This window comes from Pusillimonas caeni, from assembly GCF_003545815.1.
GTDB lineage: Bacteria > Pseudomonadota > Gammaproteobacteria > Burkholderiales > Burkholderiaceae_B > Pusillimonas > Pusillimonas caeni.
In genome coordinates, this window is sequence record NZ_PDUW01000005.1 from 185198 (window position 1) to 201953 (window position 16756).

The following is a 16756-nucleotide window of genomic DNA, read 5'->3' on the forward strand; positions in this document are numbered from 1 at the left end:
CCCGCCCAGGCGGCCCGCCGCCAAGCACCTGCAGCTACGCTATGTGCTTGACTTAACTGATAAAACCCAGTTAACATAGCAGGCTTGGCATTTTGCCAATACATTTTTATCGAGGTTACCCATGTACGCGGTCATAAAAACCGGCGGTAAGCAGTATCGCGTTACCGCAGGCCAAAAACTCAAGGTAGAACAGATACCGGCAGACATTGGGCAAGAAATCACCCTGGATCAGGTTTTATCCGTTGGCGAAGGCGAGCAGCTGCAAATCGGCGCACCCCTCGTTTCCGGAGCCCTGGTCAAGGCAACAGTTCTTGCGCAAGGCCGGCATGACAAGGTCAAGATCTTCAAGATGCGCCGTCGCAAGCACTATCAAAAGCGCCAGGGCCATCGTCAGAACTACACCGAACTTCGCATCGACGCCATCACGGCCTGATCGAATCCCGGTATTGCATAGCAGGAGCTAAACATGGCACAGAAAAAAGGCGGCGGCTCGACGCGTAACGGTCGCGACTCAGAAGCGAAACGGCTGGGTGTGAAGATGTACGGTGGCCAGGCCATCCGTGCGGGTTCCATCATCGTTCGCCAGCGCGGCACCCAGTTCCATCCCGGCACCAACGTCGGCATGGGCAAGGACCACACGCTGTTCTCGCTGGTCGACGGCACCGTCAAGTTCGGCATCAAGGGCGCTCTGAACAAGCGCACCGTCTCGGTCGAAGCCGCCGAGTAAGCTTCGGTCCGAACGAAGCCGCAAGCCCTGCCGTCCAGGCAGGGCTTTTTTGTTTAGAATAGTCCGATCGTTCCGGCTCCTTGCCGCATTGCAGGCGAGCCGGCGCTTTTCCGCAGCGCTTGCGGCTCTTGTGTTCACAGATACCCCATCATGAAATTCGTAGACGAAGCCACCATCGAGGTCATCGCCGGAAAAGGCGGCAATGGCGTCGCCAGCTTTCGCCGCGAAAAATTCATCCCCAAGGGCGGGCCGGACGGCGGCGACGGCGGGCGCGGCGGCAGCATCTACGCCGTAGCCGACCGCAACATCAACACCCTGATCGACTTCCGCTATGCGCGGCTGCACCGGGCCAAGAACGGCGAAAACGGCCGCGGCTCCGACCAGTACGGCGCGGCGGCGCCCGACATCGTGCTGCGCGTGCCGGTGGGCACCACCATCCTCGATGCCGACACCGGTGAGCAACTGTTCGACCTGGACAAGCACCAGGAAAAAGTCACCCTGGCCGCCGGCGGCGAAGGCGGGATGGGCAATCTGCACTTCAAATCCAGCACCAACCGAGCGCCGCGCCAATGCACGCCCGGCAAGGCCGGAGAGCACCGCAAGCTGCGGCTGGAACTCAAGGTGCTGGCCGACGTCGGCCTATTGGGCCTGCCCAATGCCGGCAAGTCGACGCTGATCAGCAAGATCTCCAACGCCCGCCCCAAGGTCGCCGACTACCCCTTCACCACGCTCCACCCCAACCTGGGCGTGGTGCGCACCTCCGAGTCGCGCAGCTTCGTGGTGGCCGACATCCCCGGTCTGATCGAAGGCGCATCCGAGGGGGCCGGCCTGGGCCATCTGTTCCTGCGCCACCTGTCGCGCACCCGGGTGCTGCTGCATCTGGTGGATGTCTCCTCGCCCGACCCCGACCTCGACCCGGTCGAGCAGGCGGCCGCCGACGCCCGCGCCATCGTCGAAGAGCTTCGGCTGTACGATGCCGAGCTCTACGCCAAGCCGCGCTGGCTGGTGCTGAACAAGCTCGACATGGTGCCCGATGGGCAAGACGTGAAACGGCGCCTGTGCGAGGCGCTGCAATGGGAAGGCCCCGTCTTCGCCATCTCGGCATTGTCGGGCGAAGGCACGCAGGAACTGGTCTGGCAGCTGCAGGACTGGCTCGACGAACAGAAAGCGCGCGAACAGCGCGAGGCGGACATCGCGGCCGGCATGCCCGTGGACGACGACCCGCGCTTCGATCCCGCGCGCGGCGGCCCTCCGGGCGGCCCTACATTAAAATAGCCGATCTTCCGCGGCGCCTGGCTTTCGCCCGCCAGTGCGGCAGCCCTTTTAGTGTTAACAGGCCCCAGCCAGATGTCCTCCGTCCATTCGTCCACGCCGGTCGTCACTCAGTCCAAGCGCCTCGTCGTCAAGGTAGGCTCGTCGCTCGTCACCAATGAAGGGCGCGGGCTGGATCAGGCGGCCGTGGCGCAATGGGCCGCGCAAATAGCCGCGCTGCACGCACAGGGCAAGCAGGTCGTGCTCGTGTCCAGCGGCGCCATCGCCGAGGGCATGGCCCGGCTGGGATGGGCGCGCCGGCCCAACACCATGCACGAATTGCAGGCGGCCGCCGCGGTGGGCCAGATGGGGCTGGTGCAGGCTTACGAAGTCGCCTTCGCCGGCCATGGGCTGCGCACGGCCCAGATACTGCTGACCCACGAAGACCTGTCCGACCGGCGCCGCTACCTGAACGCCCGCAGCACGCTCTACACCCTGCTGGATCTTGGCGTCGTACCCATCGTGAACGAGAACGACACCGTCGTCACCGACGAGATCCGCCTGGGTGACAACGACACCCTGGGCGCGCTGGTGACGAATCTGATCGAGGCCGAAGCCCTGGTCATTCTTACCGACCAGTCCGGCCTGTATAGCGCCGACCCCAGAAAAGACCCGGCGGCCGAGCTCATCGCCTCCGCTCAGGCAGGCGACCCCGCCCTGGAGGCCATGGCCGGCGGCGCGGGCAGCGGCATCGGCACCGGCGGCATGCTGACCAAGGTGCTGGCGGCCCGGCGCGCGGCCAATAGCGGCGGCAGCACCGTCATCGCCTCGGGACGAGAACCCAACGTATTGCTGCGCCTGGCCCAGGGAGAACGCATCGGCACCGAGCTTCGGGCGCTGCTGCCGGTCCGCTCGGCGCGCCAGCGCTGGCTGGTGAACCAGTTGCGCCTGCGCGGACGCGTCATGCTCGACAAAGGCGCGGTACAGGCCCTGACACAGGGACATAAAAGCCTGCTGCCCATCGGCGTGATCGCCGTCGAAGGCGAATTCGAGCGCGGCGACGTGGTAGCCTGCATCGACGAAAACGGGGTGGAATGCGGCCGCGGCCTGATCAATTATTCCGCCAACGACGCTCGCCGCATCATGCGCCAGCCCAGCAGCAGAATCGCGGACATTCTGGGCAGCATGTCGGACACCGAGCTGATTCACCGCGACAATATGGTGTTTCTACGCCGCCCCTCTTGAGGCTTGGCCTTGTGCGGCGCCACCCTGCCGTCGGAGCCGGCCGGCGTTGCAAAGCCCCACACGGCGAGGTTGCCGGTGAACATATATCCCCAGTTGTGCAAGGACTTGAGCGGCAGTTCGTCGCCGCGGCCCGCCACTTTGCGGCGCAAGCGGCTGACCAGCACGCCGAGTCGCCGCTTGGCTACTTGAGCGTCCGCCGGACGCTGGCCGCGTCGTTGAAAGAGATCGATGTGGGTGGCCGTTTTGTCGGGCTGCTCCAGCAGCTTCAACATGAAATTGCGCTCGGACGAGGTGAGCCGCAACTGCTGTCCCGCCGGCGTTTCGAGCACCCACGCCTGCTCGCGCAACAGCCACTGCCCTTCGGCCGCCAGTGGCGGCCCGCTCGACGATGCCGGGCCTTGCAAGGCCTGGCTTTCGACTTGGCTCGCCGGGCCCGAAGCGGGCACGGCCGCGCCCGCACTGGCGTGTTCGAGCCGGCGCTTGAGATTGTGCAAGGCTAGAGCCAGGACTTCGGACGAGCAGTTACGGGGACACCAGGCGTCTATTCCCAGTTGCAGCGTGGCGACCAACGCAGCGTCGTCGCACGCGTCGAGTTGCGCCAATACCCCCACCTGGGGCCAGCCCGCCAAGATACTGGCCGCGGCGCGGTTGAGCGGCGTGGCATTGGCCAGCACCGCCAGAACGGGTTCGCTGCTTTGCGCGGATTCGTCCACCGCCTGCCTGACATGCAGGCGCAAGGCCGCCGCATTGGGGCAATGGCGTACTTCGTAGCCATGCAGCGCCAGTGCTGCTGCGTAGCGGCTTGCGTCCGGACTGGACTCGAAAGTGTAAAAGAGGACGACCGGCCTCATGCGCATACCCTTCTGAGCAAACGAAACACCACAGTGGGAACAGCAACGTTGTTACATCATTTTACATGAGAATATTTCGTATGTGTTCAAAATTATCGCCAACGTGATTGAATAAGCCGATTCAATCACGTATGTGAATACGTTTGCCGAACGACTCTCTTTTGCCCGCCGCCTGCGCCGATTGACGCAGGCCCAGTTGGCACGCGCGGCCCACATGTCTCAAGGCGCCATCGCCAACTACGAAAGCGGCTCGCGGCAATCCCCCCGGAATATCTTCCCCTTGGCCACGGCCCTGAGAGTCAGCGCACAATGGCTCTCCGAAGGCGTCGGGCCCATGGAGTACGACGCCCCGGCGCTGGCGGGTTCACGATATGGGCTGTCCGAAAGCGATCTCCATCCGACCGTACTGGACTGGCCCTTCAAGGATATTTCGCCCGAAATATATTGGTCGCTGTCGGAGGCCGACCGCGAGCTCATCGAAAACACCATCGCGGGGCTCATTGCGTCGCTGCTTCACAAGCCGCAGAATCAGGGCTGAGCTTTCGGCCCCGCCTTTCCGCTTTCCGACCTTTTTCCGAACGCCAAGAAAAACGGCCGGACGCCCATCCGGCGTCCGGCCGTAGCCATGCATTCAGAGCTGCTTAGCGCTGCTGAACGGCATACAGGAAAAGCTCTACGCGGCGATTCATCGCGCGTCCTTCCGCGGTGTTGTTGTCCGCAATGGGGTTGTTCGGGCCGCGTCCTTCCAGCGACAAGTTGCCGGCGGGCACGCCCTTGCTGCTCAGATAGTTGGTGACGGCCTGGGCGCGGTTGACGGAAAGCGTCTGGTTGACCGATGCGGGGCCCGTGCTGTCGGTGTAGCCGATCGCTTTGGCGCGCAGTTCGGGATGCTGAACCAGGGCGCGGGCCACGCTGTCCAGCACCGGCAGCAACGCCGGTTTCAGAGCGTATTTACCCGTATCGAAGGACACATTGCTGGGAATATTGACTTTGAGCGTGCCGTCCGGCATTTCGATGACGTCGATGCCCAGGCTGCTGGCACCCGACTGCTGCACGTCCTGCTTCACCCCGGACCAGTTGTATCCGGCAATGCCGCCGGCCACGGCGCCGATGCCGGCGCCGATCAATGCCGCCTTGCTGCTATCCCCAATCAGCGCGCCCAAGCCCGCGCCCACCGCGGCGCCGGCTCCGGCACCCGTCGCCGTTCGACCGCCGGTGCTCATCCCACCCATGGTTTCGTTGACGCTTGCGCAGCCGGCCATCAGGGCCACCGCGCACAAGCATACCGCCGTGCGATTCACACGCGTAGATAAGTTCATTTTTGATTCTCCTTGTCTCAGTCAACAAAATGCTCACTGCATCCGTATGCTAGCAATGCATGTTCCGGGGTAGTGTTACCGATTGATTCCTTCGCAAGAACGCGTTCCTCTGTCCCGGAGCCACCCGGCATACCTTACCGCTCGCGGGCTCGATCTTCGACGAGAGGGCCCCGCTTCTTGACGATTCTTTTCATCCGGCTCTGCCCGCTACCACATGGCGTCCGGCCGCCGCTGGCGCTCCAGCGCGCGGCTGTAGCGGGACATGGCATAGCAGAACACAAAATAGATGCCCCCTATGAAAAGATAGGCTTCGGTGCTGAAGCCCTGCCACTGCGGGTCGGAGAGCGCCACCTTGGCGGCCTGGGTCAGATCGAAGATGCCGATGATCATGACCAGCGAGGTGTCCTTGAACAAGGAGATGAATATGCCGACCAGCGGCCCGATGACGATGGTCAGCGCCTGAGGCAGTATCACGCTGCTCATCGTGCGCCAGTAGCCCAGCCCCAGCGAAGCCGCGCCCTCGAACTGGCCCTTGGGTATGGCCTGCAAGCCGCCGCGCACCGTCTCGGCGATGTAGGCGGCCGCGAACAGGATGATGGCGATCTGGGCTCGGAGCAGCTTGTCTATGGAGACGCCCTCCGGCAGGAACAGCGGCAGCATCACCGACGACATGAACAGCAGGCTGATGAGCGGCACTCCGCGGATCAATTCGATGTAGACGACGCAGACTCCCTTGACAGCGGGCATCTCGGAACGCCGGCCCAGAGCCAGCAGCACGCCCAGCGGAAATGCGCCGGCCACGCCGAACGTCGCCAGCATCAGCGTCAAGGGCAAGCCGCCCCACAAGCGGTTCTCGACGTAGCTCAGGCCGAACACCCCGCCCCACATCAATATGCCGGCGCAGGCCAGGGCGGCCGCCCACAACCCTGCCAGCCAGGCATGCCGAAAGCGGCGCAGGCAGCTGCATACGACGAGGGCGATGAGTATGAGGCTGGCCAGCAGAGGCCGCCACTGTTCGTCGTAGGGATAGATGCCGAACAGGATGAGCCGGTGCTTGTGGGCGATGAAGGCCCAGCAGGCTCCCGCGGAGGCGCGGCACTCTTGCGCCGTGGCGGCATGGAAGTCGGCGTTGATGAACAGCCACTCGACGGCGGCGGGTACGGTCATCAACAGCAGCCACGCCATCAGCGCCGTCATCATCGTGTTCAGCGGCGTCGCGAAGAGGCCTCCGGCCAGACGCCGAAGCGGGTTGCCGCGCGGAAGCGGAGCCGGGACGGCGCGTTCGGCCATGTCAGCGCTCCACCAGCGCGATGCGCCGGTTGTACCAGTTCATCAGCACGGAGATGGTCAGGCTGACGGTCAGATAGGCGGCCATGATGATGAGGACGCCCTCGATGGCCTGCCCGGTCTGGTTCAGAGTGGTATTGGCGATAGAGACGATGTCTGGATAGCCGATGGCCACGGCCAGCGAACTGTTTTTCGTCAGGTTGAGATACTGGCTGGTCATGGGAGGCACGATGACCCGCAGCGCCTGGGGCAGTACGATCAGCCGCAGCACCTGGCCCGGAGCCAGCCCCAGCGCCCGCGCGGCATCCCGCTGGCCCCGGCCTATGGCCTGGATGCCGGAACGGACCACTTCGGCCACAAAGGCCGAGGTGTAAAGCACCAGGCCGATCAGCAAGGCGGCAAACTCGGGGCTGAGCGTGGCGCCCCCTTGGAAATTGAAACCCTTGAGCTGCGGCGTCTGCCACTGAGGCGAGCCATTGACGGAAAACCACGCGGCAAGCGAGAGCGCCAGCAGCAGAAAGGCCGGCGTCCAGGCTACAAGAGGCCGGCGCATGCGCAAGGCCCTGCCCCGCTCCGAACAGAGCAGAAACACGATGCAGGCCGCCAGGGCGGCCAAAGCGGCCCAGGCCGGAAGCTGCGCGCCCGAGCCCTCGAACCATGGCACGGCAAGCCCCCTGTTCGACAGAAAGACGCCAGGCAAGGGGTTTAGCGCCTGGCGTGGCCCCGGCATGCTTTCCGTGATGAGGGCATACCAGAAGAAGAGATGCAGCAGCAGCGGAATATTGCGCATGGTCTCGATGTAGGCGCCCACAGTGCCCGACACGAGCCAGTTGCGAGACAGACGCGCGATGCCCAGCAGGACGCCCAGCACGGTGGAGGCGATGATGCCCAGAGCCGCCACCCGCAAGGTATTGAGCACGCCTATCCATAGCGCGCGGCCGTAGCTGTCGGTGGGCGTGTACGGCAGCATCGATTCGCCGATGGCAAAGCCGGCCTCGTCTTTCAGGAAGCCGAAGCCGGTCGATATATTGCGCGCCTGCAGGTTGGCGAGGGTGTTGGCGACCAGATACCAGGCGACAAGGCCCACGGCGGCCAGCAGCAAAGCCTGGTAAAGAAGCGGCCGCAGGCGCAATCCGCCCGCCGGGCGGGTCGGACGGCGGGATGGGGTCAGAGACGCTTTGCTCTTCATCGCAACGTTTTGTTAGCCCATTCGATACAATTCTCAGGCAAGATATCATATCCCTCAGACAGAACCACTCGAGAGCTACCCAGGCCTGCCCGCGCCAGCCACCATGATCGAATTCCAGCACGTGTTCAAATCCTACGGACGAGGCCGCAACATTCTCTCGGACATCAACTTCCGCGTGGATCCGGGCGAATTCATCTTTGTGTCAGGCCCTTCGGGCGCCGGCAAGTCCACGCTGCTCAAGCTCATAGGCGGCCTCGAGCCGCCCAGCCGCGGGTCCATCGCCGTCAACAACCAGCGCATCGACAAGATGCCGCCCAGGGCCCGCCCTTATCTGCGGCGCGCGGTGGGCATCATTCTGCAGGACACCCACCTGCTGTACGATCGCAACGCGATCGAGAACGTCCTGCTGCCGCTCAAGGTGATCGGCCTGGAAAATACCGTGGCCTATACCCGCGCGCGGGCGGCCATCGAAAAGGTGGGCCTCTCGGGCAAAGAAGACATGAACCCGGTCGAACTGTCGGGCGGCGAGCAGCAGCGCCTGGCGATCGCGCGGGCCATCGTCAACCGTCCCGCCATCCTCATCGTCGACGAGCCCACGGCCAACCTGGACCAGGACACGGCGCGGCGCATCATGGACGTCTTCAGGGACTTCAATCGCGTGGGCGTCACCACGCTCATCGCCTCGCACGACCGCCGCCTGATGGCTTCATACGCGTCGCGCACCTTCCTGATCGATCACGGCAGGTTCAACGACGTCAAAGGGGTGGCGGCATGAAGCGCTGGCTCAGGCAACACCGCTACGCCATCGCGGTCGCAGTGCGCCGGCTGCTCGCCCAGCCCTTCTCTTCTCTGGCGAATCTGCTGGTCATCGCCCTGACCCTGACCGTGCCCATACTGGGGGCCTCCATCCTGATCACGGCGCAACCCGTGGCGCGTCAGCTGTCGGTGTCGCCCGAAATGACGATTTTCCTGTCTCCCAAGGCCGACGCCGAGGCGGGCGCCGGCGTCGCTCAGCGTCTGAAGGACGAGTTCCCGGAGGATGTCGATTCGGTCAATGTGGTAAAGCGCGACGCGGCGCTGGCGAAATTGCGGGCGAACCCGAACTGGGCGCAGGCCCTGGCGGCCCTGCCGAGCAACCCGCTGCCCGACGCGGTGGTGGTCACGCTGCGCGACCATCCCGATCTCGCGCGCCATGCCGATACGCTGGCCACGCAGTGGCGCCAATGGGAGCAGGTGGATCTGGTGCAGCACGACAGCGCCTGGGTGCAGCGCCTGGAAGCCATACTCAGCTTCGCACGCATCGGCCTGGTCCTGCTGGCGATAGGGGTTGCGCTGGTGGTGCTGGCCACGGTCTTCAATACGGTGCGCATGCAGGCCCTGACGCAGCGCGAAGAGATCGGCGTGGCCCGCCTGGTGGGTGCGACCGAGTCGTTCGTGCGCCGGCCCTTCCTGTACCTGGGCGCCCTCACCGGCCTGACCGCCGGCCTGGGGGCCATCGTCCTGGCCTACTTTGCCTTGATGCCGCTGAATACGGCGCTGACCCGCCTGGCGCACAGCTATGGCACTACGCTTGCGCTACGCCTGCCCGACGCGGTCAGCCTGGCGCTGGCGGTCATCGTGGTCGCCATCCTGGGCGCGCTGTCGGCCCGCTGGTCGGTGACACGCAATACACGCTTCTGATGTCCGCACCGGTTTCCTCCGCGCCGGCCGGGCTGGCCGGCTTTGCTTCCACCGTCGTGCAATGGCAGCGCGCGCATGGCCGGCACGGCCTGCCCTGGCAAGGCACTACCGACCCGTACCGGATCTGGCTTTCGGAGATCATGCTGCAGCAGACGCAGGTAGCTACTGTCATTGGCTACTACGAGCGCTTCCTGCAGCGCTTTCCCACCATACGCTCGTTGGCCCAAGCCAGCCAGGACGAGGTCATGCCCTACTGGGCCGGTCTGGGCTACTACGCCCGCGCCCGCAATCTGCATCGCTGTGCCCAGGCCCTATGCGAATCATGGGAAGGGGAGTTCCCGCGCCATGCGGCCGAGATCATGACGCTGCCGGGGATAGGCCGCTCGACCGCGGCAGCGATCGCGGCGTTCGCGCACGGCGAGCGCAGTCCCATCATGGACGGCAACGTCAAGCGCGTATTCACCCGCTATTTCGGCATCGAGGGCGAGACGTCGACCCGCGCGGTGGAGCAGTTGCTGTGGCAAACGGCGGAACAGATCGTGGAGGCGGCGCCCGCCGACCTGGACATGGGCGCCTACACGCAAGGGTTGATGGACTTGGGCTCGGGGGTTTGCACGCGCAGCCGTCCGGCCTGCGAGGCCTGTCCTCTGGCAAGCGGCTGCCAGGCGCGGGCGCAGGGCCGGCAGCATGAACTGCCCACGCCCAAGCGCCGCAAGCAGCAGGCTGAGCGCCATTGCGCGGTGCTGATTCTGGAGAATTCAGGCTCCATCCTGCTGCACCAGCGCCCTTCTTCGGGAATCTGGGGCGGGCTGCTGAGCCTGCCGCAGTTCGACACGGCCGAGCAGCTGGAAGGCGCCTGCACTCACTGGGGACTGACACTGGGCCCGGGGCAGAAGATGGCGGGGCTTTCGCATACGTTCACGCATTTCAAGCTGCATATCGAGCCTTGGCTGGTGGTGTGGAACAAGGGACTCGTCATGGAACCGGCGGCGGATCACCTCTGGCTGCCGATATCGGACCTGCCGCAAGCGGCCTTGCCGGCGCCTGTGCGCAAGCTGCTGGATGGCTTGTATGCGCGGGATGATTTGCTGCGAAGCTACCGCCGGACCGGCCGATAAGTGCTGATGTTCATCAATATCCCGCAGGCAATCCCCAGCGTCAGCAAAGCCGTCCCCCCATAGCTCATGAACGGCAGCGGCACCCCCACCACCGGCAGGACGCCCATCACCATCCCCATGTTCACGAACACATAGACGAAGAACATCATCGCCATCGAACCCGCCAGCAGACGCCCGAACTGCGTATGCGCCCGCATCGCGATGGCCAGCCCACGCAGGATCAGCAAGCCGTACAGCACCAGCAGCATGATGCCGCCGTAAAGGCCGAACTCCTCTGCGTAGACCGCGAAGATGAAGTCGGTGGTGCGCTCGGGGATGAAGTTCAGGTGCGATTGCGTGCCCTGCATATAGCCCTTGCCATAGATGCCCCCCGAGCCGATGGCGATCATGGACTGGATGGTATGAAAGCCCTTGCCCAGGGGATCGGAGCCGGGATTGAGCAAGGTGCATACGCGATGCTTCTGGTAGTCGTGCAAGACGACCCAATCGACTTCCGGCTGGCAGATCTGGTCTTCGTAATAGACCACGGTGCCCAGGACGATGACGACCGCCAGAAACACGGGGGTCAGCAGCTTGAACGAAAGCCCGCCGAAGTAGATGACGCAAAAGCCCGAAGCGAACACCAGCAGGGCGGTGCCCAGGTCGGGCTGCAGGACGATGAGCGCGAAAGGCACCGCCAGCAGGAATGCCGCCGCGAGGAAGTCGAGGATGCCGATCTTGCCTTGATGGCGATGGAAATACCAGGCCAGCATCATCGGCACCGCTATCTTCATCATCTCGGAAGGCTGTATGCGGGCAAAACCCAGGTCGAGCCAGCGGGTGGCGCCCTTGCTGGTTTCGCCGAAGAATTCCACGCCCAGCAGCAGCAGCACCCCTATGCTGTAGAACCAGGGCGCCAGCTGCATCAAGCGCGGCAGGGGAATGATGGCTACGACCCACAGGGCGACGAAGGCCAGCAGGAAATGCCGCGACTGGTCGGCGAAGCGCCAGTCCGTGCCTCCCACGGCCGAATGCATCACCGTAAGGCCCAGCAGGGTCATGAGCACCAGGATGGCCAGCAGCGGCCAGTCGAGGCTTCTCAAGGCCTTCAGCGCGGCTTGCAGCAGAATCTTCATGAGCCGTCCTTCACGCGCTCGACCAGCCGCTGGCGTTCGGCGATGCGCTCCGGATCGAGCCAGTAGTCGAAGACGGTGCGCGCGATGGGCGCCGCCACAGTGGCGCCCCAGCCGCCGTTCTCGACGATCAGGGCCAGGGCGATGCGCGGGTTGTCGACCGGCGCATAGGCCATGAAAAGAGCGTGGTCGCGCAGGCGCTCTTCGATGTGTGCGGCGTTGTACTTGGCGCCGCGCAGGCTGAATACCTGGGCCGTGCCGGTCTTGCCGGCCGCCAGGTAACTGGCTCCGGCAAAGGCCTTGCGCGCCGTGCCCGACTTGAGCACGTCCACCATGGCGTCGCGAATGACCTTGAGGTTTTGGGGCTTGAGATCGATGACGTGGGTGGGCGCGGTGGACGTGGCCACGGTGTCGCCCGTTTGCGGATTGTGTATTTTGCTGACCAGGTGCGGCTCGACGTAGCTGCCGCCATCGGCCAGGACGGCTGTGGCCTGGGCGAGCTGCAGCAGCGTGAAGGCGTTGTAGCCCTGGCCGACGGCGACGGACACCGACTCGCCCGCATACCAGCGCTGCTGCTCGGGCTTGCGGTACGACTGGCGCTTCCAGTCTGTGGAGGGCAGGACGCCGCGCCGCTCGCCGTCCAGGTCGATGCCGGTCAACTGGCCGAAACCGAACTGCTTGCTGAAGTCGTGCAGGGCATTGACGCCGATTTCGGGGCCCAGCGAATAGAAATAGGTGTCGGACGACACGACGATGGCGCGATGCATGTCGGTGGGGCCGTACACGGCGCCGGCGGCATTGCGGAAGCGCTGCCCGCCCAGTTCGTAGTAGCCGGGATCGGGAATGCGCAAGGTGGGCGGACGCACGCCCAGTTCCAGCGCGGCCAGCGCCACAAAAGGCTTGTAGGTGGAACCGATGGGATACGTGCTGTACAGCGGCCGGTTGATCAGGGGATAGTCGGGCGATTCGTTCAGTTCGCGCCAGCTGTCGACGTCGATGCCGTCCACGAACAGATTGGGGTCGAACGAGGGCGCGGAGACGAAGGCCAGCACTTCGCCGGTGCCCGGCTCGATGGCGACCAGCGCGCCGCGCTTGCCCTCGAACTGCGCTTCGGCGATTTTCTGCAGCCCGATGTCCAACGACAGCCTCAGGTCGGAGCCGGGCACCGGGTCGGTACGCTGCAATGTGCGTACGGGCCGGCCCGAGGCCGTGACCTCCACTTCCTCGACCCCCGTCTTGCCATGGAGAGTCTGCTCCCAGGTCTTCTCGATGCCCTTCTTGCCTATGGTGTTGGTGCCCCGATAGTTGCCCAGCTCTCCGCTCTCTTCGAGCCGCGTCATGTCCGCCTCGGAGAGCCGGCCCACATAGCCGAGGACGTGCGCCGCGGACGCCCCCTGAGGGTATTCGCGCACCCAGCGCGCCTTCAGTTCGACGCCCGGAAACTTATAGGCATGGGCGGCGAACCACGAGGCCTCCAGGTCGCTGAGGTTATTGCGCAGAATGACGCTGGCATAGCGCCCCGACTGGGCCAGCGCCTGTTCGAAACGGCGCCGCTGGTAGGGGCTGATATAGACGATGGGGCTCAGTTCTTCCAGCAGCGCGTCCATGTCCTTGACGTCGGCCGGCACAACCTCGAGCGTGTAGTCGCGATAGTTGCGGGCCAGCACCACGCCGTTTCGATCCAGGATCTCGCCGCGGCGGGGCGGCACCGGCACCACGGCGATGCGGTTCTGGTCGGCACGCGCGGCAAAGCCCTCGTAGCGCTCGACCTGCAGATACCACAGGCGCCCCACCAGTCCCACGAAGCAGGCCAGCGCAAAGACGCCCGCCACCCAGATGCGCAGCATCATCCGGCGCTTCTGGTGCAGAGTGGTTCTTTTGTACTCGAACATGGCCTCGGTATTGACGCTAGCCCGCGCCGGCGTCGATTTCGTCCTGGCGCCGCTGGGGTAGATGCAGAAGAATGTCGGCCAGCGGCCACAGGGCCACCGTGAACAGGGCCGACCACACCCATGCCCAGCCCGTCCACTCGCCCGCCAGCCAGGCATGGATGATGCGCGTCACGGCTTCGGACGCCACGACCACGGGCAGGATGTGCACGGCCTGGGCCAGCGCGCTGAAGCGCTGCAGGCGGCGCGTCAGGACAATGGCCCCATAGGCGGCCAGCACATAGTTCAAGGCCTGCTCGCCGAGCAGGCCGGCGTCATGCACGTCCATCAGCAGGCCGAATACGAAAGCCGTGGTCAGGCCGATGCGTCGCGGCTCGTTCAGGCACCAGAAAAGAATGACGAGCAGCAGAAGGTCGGGCGCCGGCTGCCACAAGCGCCAGGGCAGCAGCGAAATCAGCCACACCAGCACGATGGTGCCCCAGATGAACACCCCTCCGGAAGGCCGGCGGAAAGGCGCGACGTCGATCGGCTCGAGCGAGCTGAGCGACGACTTGCGCTGGACGGGCAGAGCCGCCCGGGAGCTATTCGGACGGCGCTGATCCATCGGACTCGTCCTGTGTGGCGTCGCGGTGGCTGGGCTCGACCCTCAGCACCAGAAAATGGCGGTAGCGCTCGGGGTGCGACAGCGGCGTCGCCACCGCCATCGAAAACCCCGACGCGCTGTCGCGCTGGATTTCATCCACCTTGGCCACCGACAGGCCGGCGGGAAACAGCCCGCCCACCCCGCTGGTGACCAGCACGTCGCCGGGCTCGATGTCGGTGTCGTTGGTGAGGTAGCGCACCTCGACCTTGCCGCCGGGATGGCCTCCGAATGCGATCAGGCGCAGGCCGTTGCGCAATACCTGCACCGGGATGGAGACTTTGTCGTCGGTAAGCAGGGCGGCTTCGGAAGTAAAGGGCGTGACCCGGACGATCTGACCCACCACGCCGCCCTCATCGATGACGGGCATGCCGGGCAGGATGCCGCTGTTGCGGCCCTTGTCGAACACCAGATGGCGGGTAAAGGCGTTGGGCGGCTCGTACAGGACCTCGACCGCGACCGAAGGCTGGACCACCATGTCGGCCACGCTGAGCAGGCGGCGCAACTGCTGGTTCTCGGCCGACAACTGGGCGGCGTGCGTGGCGATTTGCGCCAGTTCGATGCGCTGGCGCTGCAGGGCTTCTTTCTCGGTGCGCGCCACCGACGCGGCGTCGGTCCAGTTGCTTACGGAGGCAATCAGGTCGCGCGGCACCATGACGGCCCGCTGGAAGGGATAAAGACCGATGGATACCGCCTCGCGGGCCGGATCGAGCACGCGCCAGCGCGTGTCCACGATGAGCAGGGCCAGCGACAGGACTACGAAGATGAACAGCCGGAGCTCCGCGGTCGGTCCACGCTTGAATAGCCTGATCGTCCCTTGTTCTTGCATTGTCTATCGCGCTTGCCTGGAAACACGCCCGGCGGCATGGGGCCTGTCAACGCTAAAAAACCGCGATGCCCCGGCGCGAAACCGGGACATGCCGCGTCAATCGTAAATGAAAACGGTGCCCAGCCGCTCAAGATGCTCGAGGGCCTCGCCGCAGCCGCGCACGACGCAGGTGAGCGGATCGTCGGCGACCACCACGGGCAGGCCGGTTTCTTCCTGGAGCAGGCGGTCGAGATCGCGCAGCAGCGCCCCGCCCCCGGTCAGGGCGATGCCCTTGTCGGTGATGTCGGCGCCGAGCTCGGGCGGCGTCTGTTCGAGGGCCGTCTTGACCGCCGAGACGATCTGGTTGAGCGGATCGGTGAGGGACTCGAGGATTTCGTTGGAGGACACCGTGAAGCTGCGCGGCACGCCTTCGGAAAGATTGCGGCCCTTGACCTCGATCTCGCGGATTTCGGCGCCCGGGAAGGCCGAGCCGATTTCCTTCTTGATCAGCTCGGCGGTGGGCTCGCCGATGAGCATGCCGTAGTTGCGGCGTATGTAATTGATGATGGCCTCGTCGAACTTGTCGCCGCCGACGCGGACCGAGCCCTTGTACACCATGCCGCCCAGCGAAATGACCGCCACCTCGGTGGTGCCGCCGCCGATGTCGACGACCATGGATCCGCTGGCGTCGGAAACGGCCAGGCCGGCGCCGATGGCGGCCGCCATGGGCTCTTCGATGAGGAACACCTGGCTGGCGCCCGCGCCCAGGGCGGATTCGCGGATGGCGCGGCGCTCGACCTGCGTGGAGCCGCAGGGCACGCAGACGATGATGCGCGGGCTGGGCGCGAACATGCTGCGCGGATGCACCATGCGGATGAATTGCTTGAGCATCTGCTCGGTGACGGTGAAGTCGGCGATGACGCCGTCTTTCATGGGGCGGATGGCTTCGATGTTGCCCGGCACGCGGCCCAGCATCTGCTTGGCCTCGCGGCCCACGGCCTGGATGATCTTCTTGCCGCTGGCGCTGCCGTCGTGCCGGATAGCCACCACCGACGGCTCGTCGAGCACAATGCCTTTGCCTCGGACATAGATGAGCGTGTTGGCGGTACCCAGGTCGATCGCCATATCGCTGGAAAAGTAGCTGCGCAGAAATCCGAACATGTGCTAAGAAGAGGAGTCTGAAGAGATTGGAATACGAGGACGGCCAGCCATTGACGGCTAAGCTTTTAATGATAACTTATAATTTACTCAAGTTAGCAGTCATTTATCGTCCCCTTACAGTTAATTCAGGGCATTCCCCCAATTCAGGGGCGCTCCCCAAAAGACCCTCTTCATGGCTATCACCGACCAAGACGTCGCGCGCATCGCCCATCTGGCGCGCATCGCCCTCTCGCCCGAGGACGCCGAGCAAACCCGCCAAGAGCTCAACGGCATCCTCGGCCTGATCGAGCAGCTGCAGGCCGTCGACACCCGGGGCGTCGAGCCCCTGGCCCACCCGCTTTCCGCGCACCAGGACATCAGCCTGCGCCTGCGCGACGACAAGGCGGCGCCGGGCGATGAATCCCAACGCTCCGCCCTCATGGCCAACGCGCCCGCCACGGCCGAGGGGCTTTTCCTCGTGCCCACGGTCATCGAATAAA

18 protein-coding genes are annotated in these 16756 nt (G+C 64.8%); 9 read left to right on the forward strand and 9 right to left on the reverse strand.

The genetic code is table 11. From position 1 onward, the window contains the following. Positions 1-121: 121 nt before the first annotated feature. The 4 genes from rplU (at position 122) to proB (ending at position 3223) form a co-directional block, all read left to right on the forward strand. Positions 122-433: a 50S ribosomal protein L21 gene (gene rplU / locus CSC67_RS12790; RefSeq protein ID WP_017525700.1), complete on the forward strand. Its 312-nt coding sequence runs from the start codon at positions 122-124 to the stop codon at positions 431-433. A gap of 33 nt (positions 434-466) precedes the next feature. Then, positions 467-727 carry a 50S ribosomal protein L27 gene (gene rpmA / locus CSC67_RS12795; protein ID WP_118994911.1) on the forward strand — a complete coding sequence of 87 codons (261 nt, stop codon included), beginning with the start codon at positions 467-469 and terminating at the stop codon, positions 725-727. A gap of 150 nt (positions 728-877) precedes the next feature. Continuing rightward, positions 878-2002 carry a GTPase ObgE gene (gene obgE / locus CSC67_RS12800; RefSeq protein WP_118994912.1) on the forward strand — a complete coding sequence of 375 codons (1125 nt, stop codon included), beginning with the start codon at positions 878-880 and terminating at the stop codon, positions 2000-2002. A gap of 72 nt (positions 2003-2074) precedes the next feature. After that, entirely contained in the window at positions 2075-3223 is a 1149-nt protein-coding gene (proB, locus tag CSC67_RS12805) for a glutamate 5-kinase (RefSeq protein WP_118994913.1), read from the forward strand. Here proB and CSC67_RS12810 read toward each other — a convergent pair. Further along, positions 3184-4074 (reverse strand): helix-turn-helix domain-containing protein, encoded by an 891-nt coding sequence (locus tag CSC67_RS12810; RefSeq protein ID WP_167752886.1) that lies wholly within the window; start codon positions 4072-4074, stop codon positions 3184-3186. The two genes, proB and CSC67_RS12810, sit on opposite strands and share 40 nt — an antisense overlap. 133 nt (positions 4075-4207) lie before the next feature. Between CSC67_RS12810 and CSC67_RS12815 the strand changes: the two genes are divergently transcribed. Then, positions 4208-4612, forward strand: coding sequence for a helix-turn-helix domain-containing protein (locus CSC67_RS12815; RefSeq protein ID WP_167752887.1), 405 nt, complete (start codon positions 4208-4210; stop codon positions 4610-4612). 103 nt (positions 4613-4715) lie between these two features. On the opposite strand, the gene CSC67_RS12820 is transcribed toward CSC67_RS12815, so the two are convergent. The 3 genes from CSC67_RS12820 to CSC67_RS12830 all read right to left on the reverse strand — a co-directional run bounded on the left by CSC67_RS12820 (position 4716) and on the right by CSC67_RS12830 (position 7869). Next, the gene (locus CSC67_RS12820; protein ID WP_425337649.1) at positions 4716-5393 is read right to left on the reverse strand and encodes a YiaD family glycine zipper/OmpA-like lipoprotein; all 678 of its coding nucleotides are present in this window, start codon (positions 5391-5393) and stop codon (positions 4716-4718) included. A 207-nt stretch (positions 5394-5600) separates the two neighbouring features. Further along, positions 5601-6683, reverse strand: coding sequence for an amino acid ABC transporter permease (locus CSC67_RS12825; protein WP_118994916.1), 1083 nt, complete (start codon positions 6681-6683; stop codon positions 5601-5603). Position 6684: 1 nt separating this feature from the next. Continuing rightward, positions 6685-7869: an amino acid ABC transporter permease gene (locus CSC67_RS12830; protein WP_118994917.1), complete on the reverse strand. Its 1185-nt coding sequence runs from the start codon at positions 7867-7869 to the stop codon at positions 6685-6687. A 103-nt stretch (positions 7870-7972) separates the two neighbouring features. Between CSC67_RS12830 and CSC67_RS12835 the strand changes: the two genes are divergently transcribed. The 3 genes from CSC67_RS12835 to mutY are packed head-to-tail and all read left to right on the forward strand — an operon-like array spanning position 7973 to position 10667. Next, positions 7973-8644, forward strand: a complete 672-nt coding sequence (locus tag CSC67_RS12835) for a cell division ATP-binding protein FtsE (RefSeq protein ID WP_118994918.1) — start codon at positions 7973-7975, stop codon at positions 8642-8644. After that, on the forward strand, positions 8641-9549 hold the full coding sequence (locus tag CSC67_RS12840; RefSeq protein ID WP_118994919.1) for a cell division protein FtsX: 909 nt from the start codon (positions 8641-8643) through the stop codon (positions 9547-9549). The genes CSC67_RS12835 and CSC67_RS12840 overlap by 4 nt, the downstream gene beginning before the upstream one ends. Beyond that, the gene (gene mutY, locus CSC67_RS12845; protein WP_118994920.1) at positions 9549-10667 is read left to right on the forward strand and encodes an A/G-specific adenine glycosylase; all 1119 of its coding nucleotides are present in this window, start codon (positions 9549-9551) and stop codon (positions 10665-10667) included. The genes CSC67_RS12840 and mutY overlap by 1 nt, the downstream gene beginning before the upstream one ends. Here the strand turns inward: mutY and rodA are convergent. The 5 genes from rodA to CSC67_RS12870 form a co-directional block, all read right to left on the reverse strand. Further along, positions 10646-11782 (reverse strand): rod shape-determining protein RodA, encoded by a 1137-nt coding sequence (gene rodA, locus CSC67_RS12850; RefSeq protein ID WP_118994921.1) that lies wholly within the window; start codon positions 11780-11782, stop codon positions 10646-10648. The genes mutY and rodA overlap by 22 nt on opposite strands. After that, positions 11779-13671 (reverse strand): penicillin-binding protein 2, encoded by a 1893-nt coding sequence (gene mrdA, locus CSC67_RS12855; protein WP_118994922.1) that lies wholly within the window; start codon positions 13669-13671, stop codon positions 11779-11781. The genes rodA and mrdA overlap by 4 nt, the downstream gene beginning before the upstream one ends. A gap of 16 nt (positions 13672-13687) precedes the next feature. Next, entirely contained in the window at positions 13688-14272 is a 585-nt protein-coding gene (mreD, locus tag CSC67_RS12860; RefSeq protein ID WP_118994923.1) for a rod shape-determining protein MreD, read from the reverse strand. Then, positions 14250-15137, reverse strand: coding sequence for a rod shape-determining protein MreC (mreC, locus tag CSC67_RS12865; protein ID WP_118994924.1), 888 nt, complete (start codon positions 15135-15137; stop codon positions 14250-14252). The genes mreD and mreC overlap by 23 nt, the downstream gene beginning before the upstream one ends. A gap of 96 nt (positions 15138-15233) precedes the next feature. Next, positions 15234-16277 carry a rod shape-determining protein gene (locus CSC67_RS12870; RefSeq protein ID WP_017525311.1) on the reverse strand — a complete coding sequence of 348 codons (1044 nt, stop codon included), beginning with the start codon at positions 16275-16277 and terminating at the stop codon, positions 15234-15236. A 172-nt stretch (positions 16278-16449) separates the two neighbouring features. On the opposite strand from CSC67_RS12870, the gene gatC reads away from it, so the two are divergent. Continuing rightward, positions 16450-16755, forward strand: coding sequence for an Asp-tRNA(Asn)/Glu-tRNA(Gln) amidotransferase subunit GatC (gene gatC, locus CSC67_RS12875; RefSeq protein ID WP_118994925.1), 306 nt, complete (start codon positions 16450-16452; stop codon positions 16753-16755). The last annotated feature ends 1 nt before the right edge of the window (position 16756 follow it).

Excerpts from the sequence above, each read along its gene's own strand:
- rpmA (WP_118994911.1), top strand. The coding sequence starts at position 467 with ATGGCACAGAAAAAAGGCGGCGGCTCGACGCGTAACGGTCGCGACTCA.
- mreD (WP_118994923.1), bottom strand. The coding sequence starts at position 14,272 with ATGGATCAGCGCCGTCCGAATAGCTCCCGGGCGGCTCTGCCCGTCCAG.
- mutY (WP_118994920.1), top strand. The coding sequence starts at position 9,549 with ATGTCCGCACCGGTTTCCTCCGCGCCGGCCGGGCTGGCCGGCTTTGCT.
- rplU (WP_017525700.1), top strand. The coding sequence starts at position 122 with ATGTACGCGGTCATAAAAACCGGCGGTAAGCAGTATCGCGTTACCGCA.
- CSC67_RS12820 (WP_425337649.1), bottom strand. The coding sequence starts at position 5,393 with ATGAACTTATCTACGCGTGTGAATCGCACGGCGGTATGCTTGTGCGCG.
- CSC67_RS12835 (WP_118994918.1), top strand. The coding sequence starts at position 7,973 with ATGATCGAATTCCAGCACGTGTTCAAATCCTACGGACGAGGCCGCAAC.
- mrdA (WP_118994922.1), bottom strand. The coding sequence starts at position 13,671 with ATGTTCGAGTACAAAAGAACCACTCTGCACCAGAAGCGCCGGATGATG.
- obgE (WP_118994912.1), top strand. The coding sequence starts at position 878 with ATGAAATTCGTAGACGAAGCCACCATCGAGGTCATCGCCGGAAAAGGC.
- CSC67_RS12840 (WP_118994919.1), top strand. The coding sequence starts at position 8,641 with ATGAAGCGCTGGCTCAGGCAACACCGCTACGCCATCGCGGTCGCAGTG.
- gatC (WP_118994925.1), top strand. The coding sequence starts at position 16,450 with ATGGCTATCACCGACCAAGACGTCGCGCGCATCGCCCATCTGGCGCGC.
- CSC67_RS12810 (WP_167752886.1), bottom strand. The coding sequence starts at position 4,074 with ATGAGGCCGGTCGTCCTCTTTTACACTTTCGAGTCCAGTCCGGACGCA.
- rodA (WP_118994921.1), bottom strand. The coding sequence starts at position 11,782 with ATGAAGATTCTGCTGCAAGCCGCGCTGAAGGCCTTGAGAAGCCTCGAC.
- CSC67_RS12825 (WP_118994916.1), bottom strand. The coding sequence starts at position 6,683 with ATGGCCGAACGCGCCGTCCCGGCTCCGCTTCCGCGCGGCAACCCGCTT.
- mreC (WP_118994924.1), bottom strand. The coding sequence starts at position 15,137 with ATGCAAGAACAAGGGACGATCAGGCTATTCAAGCGTGGACCGACCGCG.
- proB (WP_118994913.1), top strand. The coding sequence starts at position 2,075 with ATGTCCTCCGTCCATTCGTCCACGCCGGTCGTCACTCAGTCCAAGCGC.
- CSC67_RS12870 (WP_017525311.1), bottom strand. The coding sequence starts at position 16,277 with ATGTTCGGATTTCTGCGCAGCTACTTTTCCAGCGATATGGCGATCGAC.
- CSC67_RS12830 (WP_118994917.1), bottom strand. The coding sequence starts at position 7,869 with ATGAAGAGCAAAGCGTCTCTGACCCCATCCCGCCGTCCGACCCGCCCG.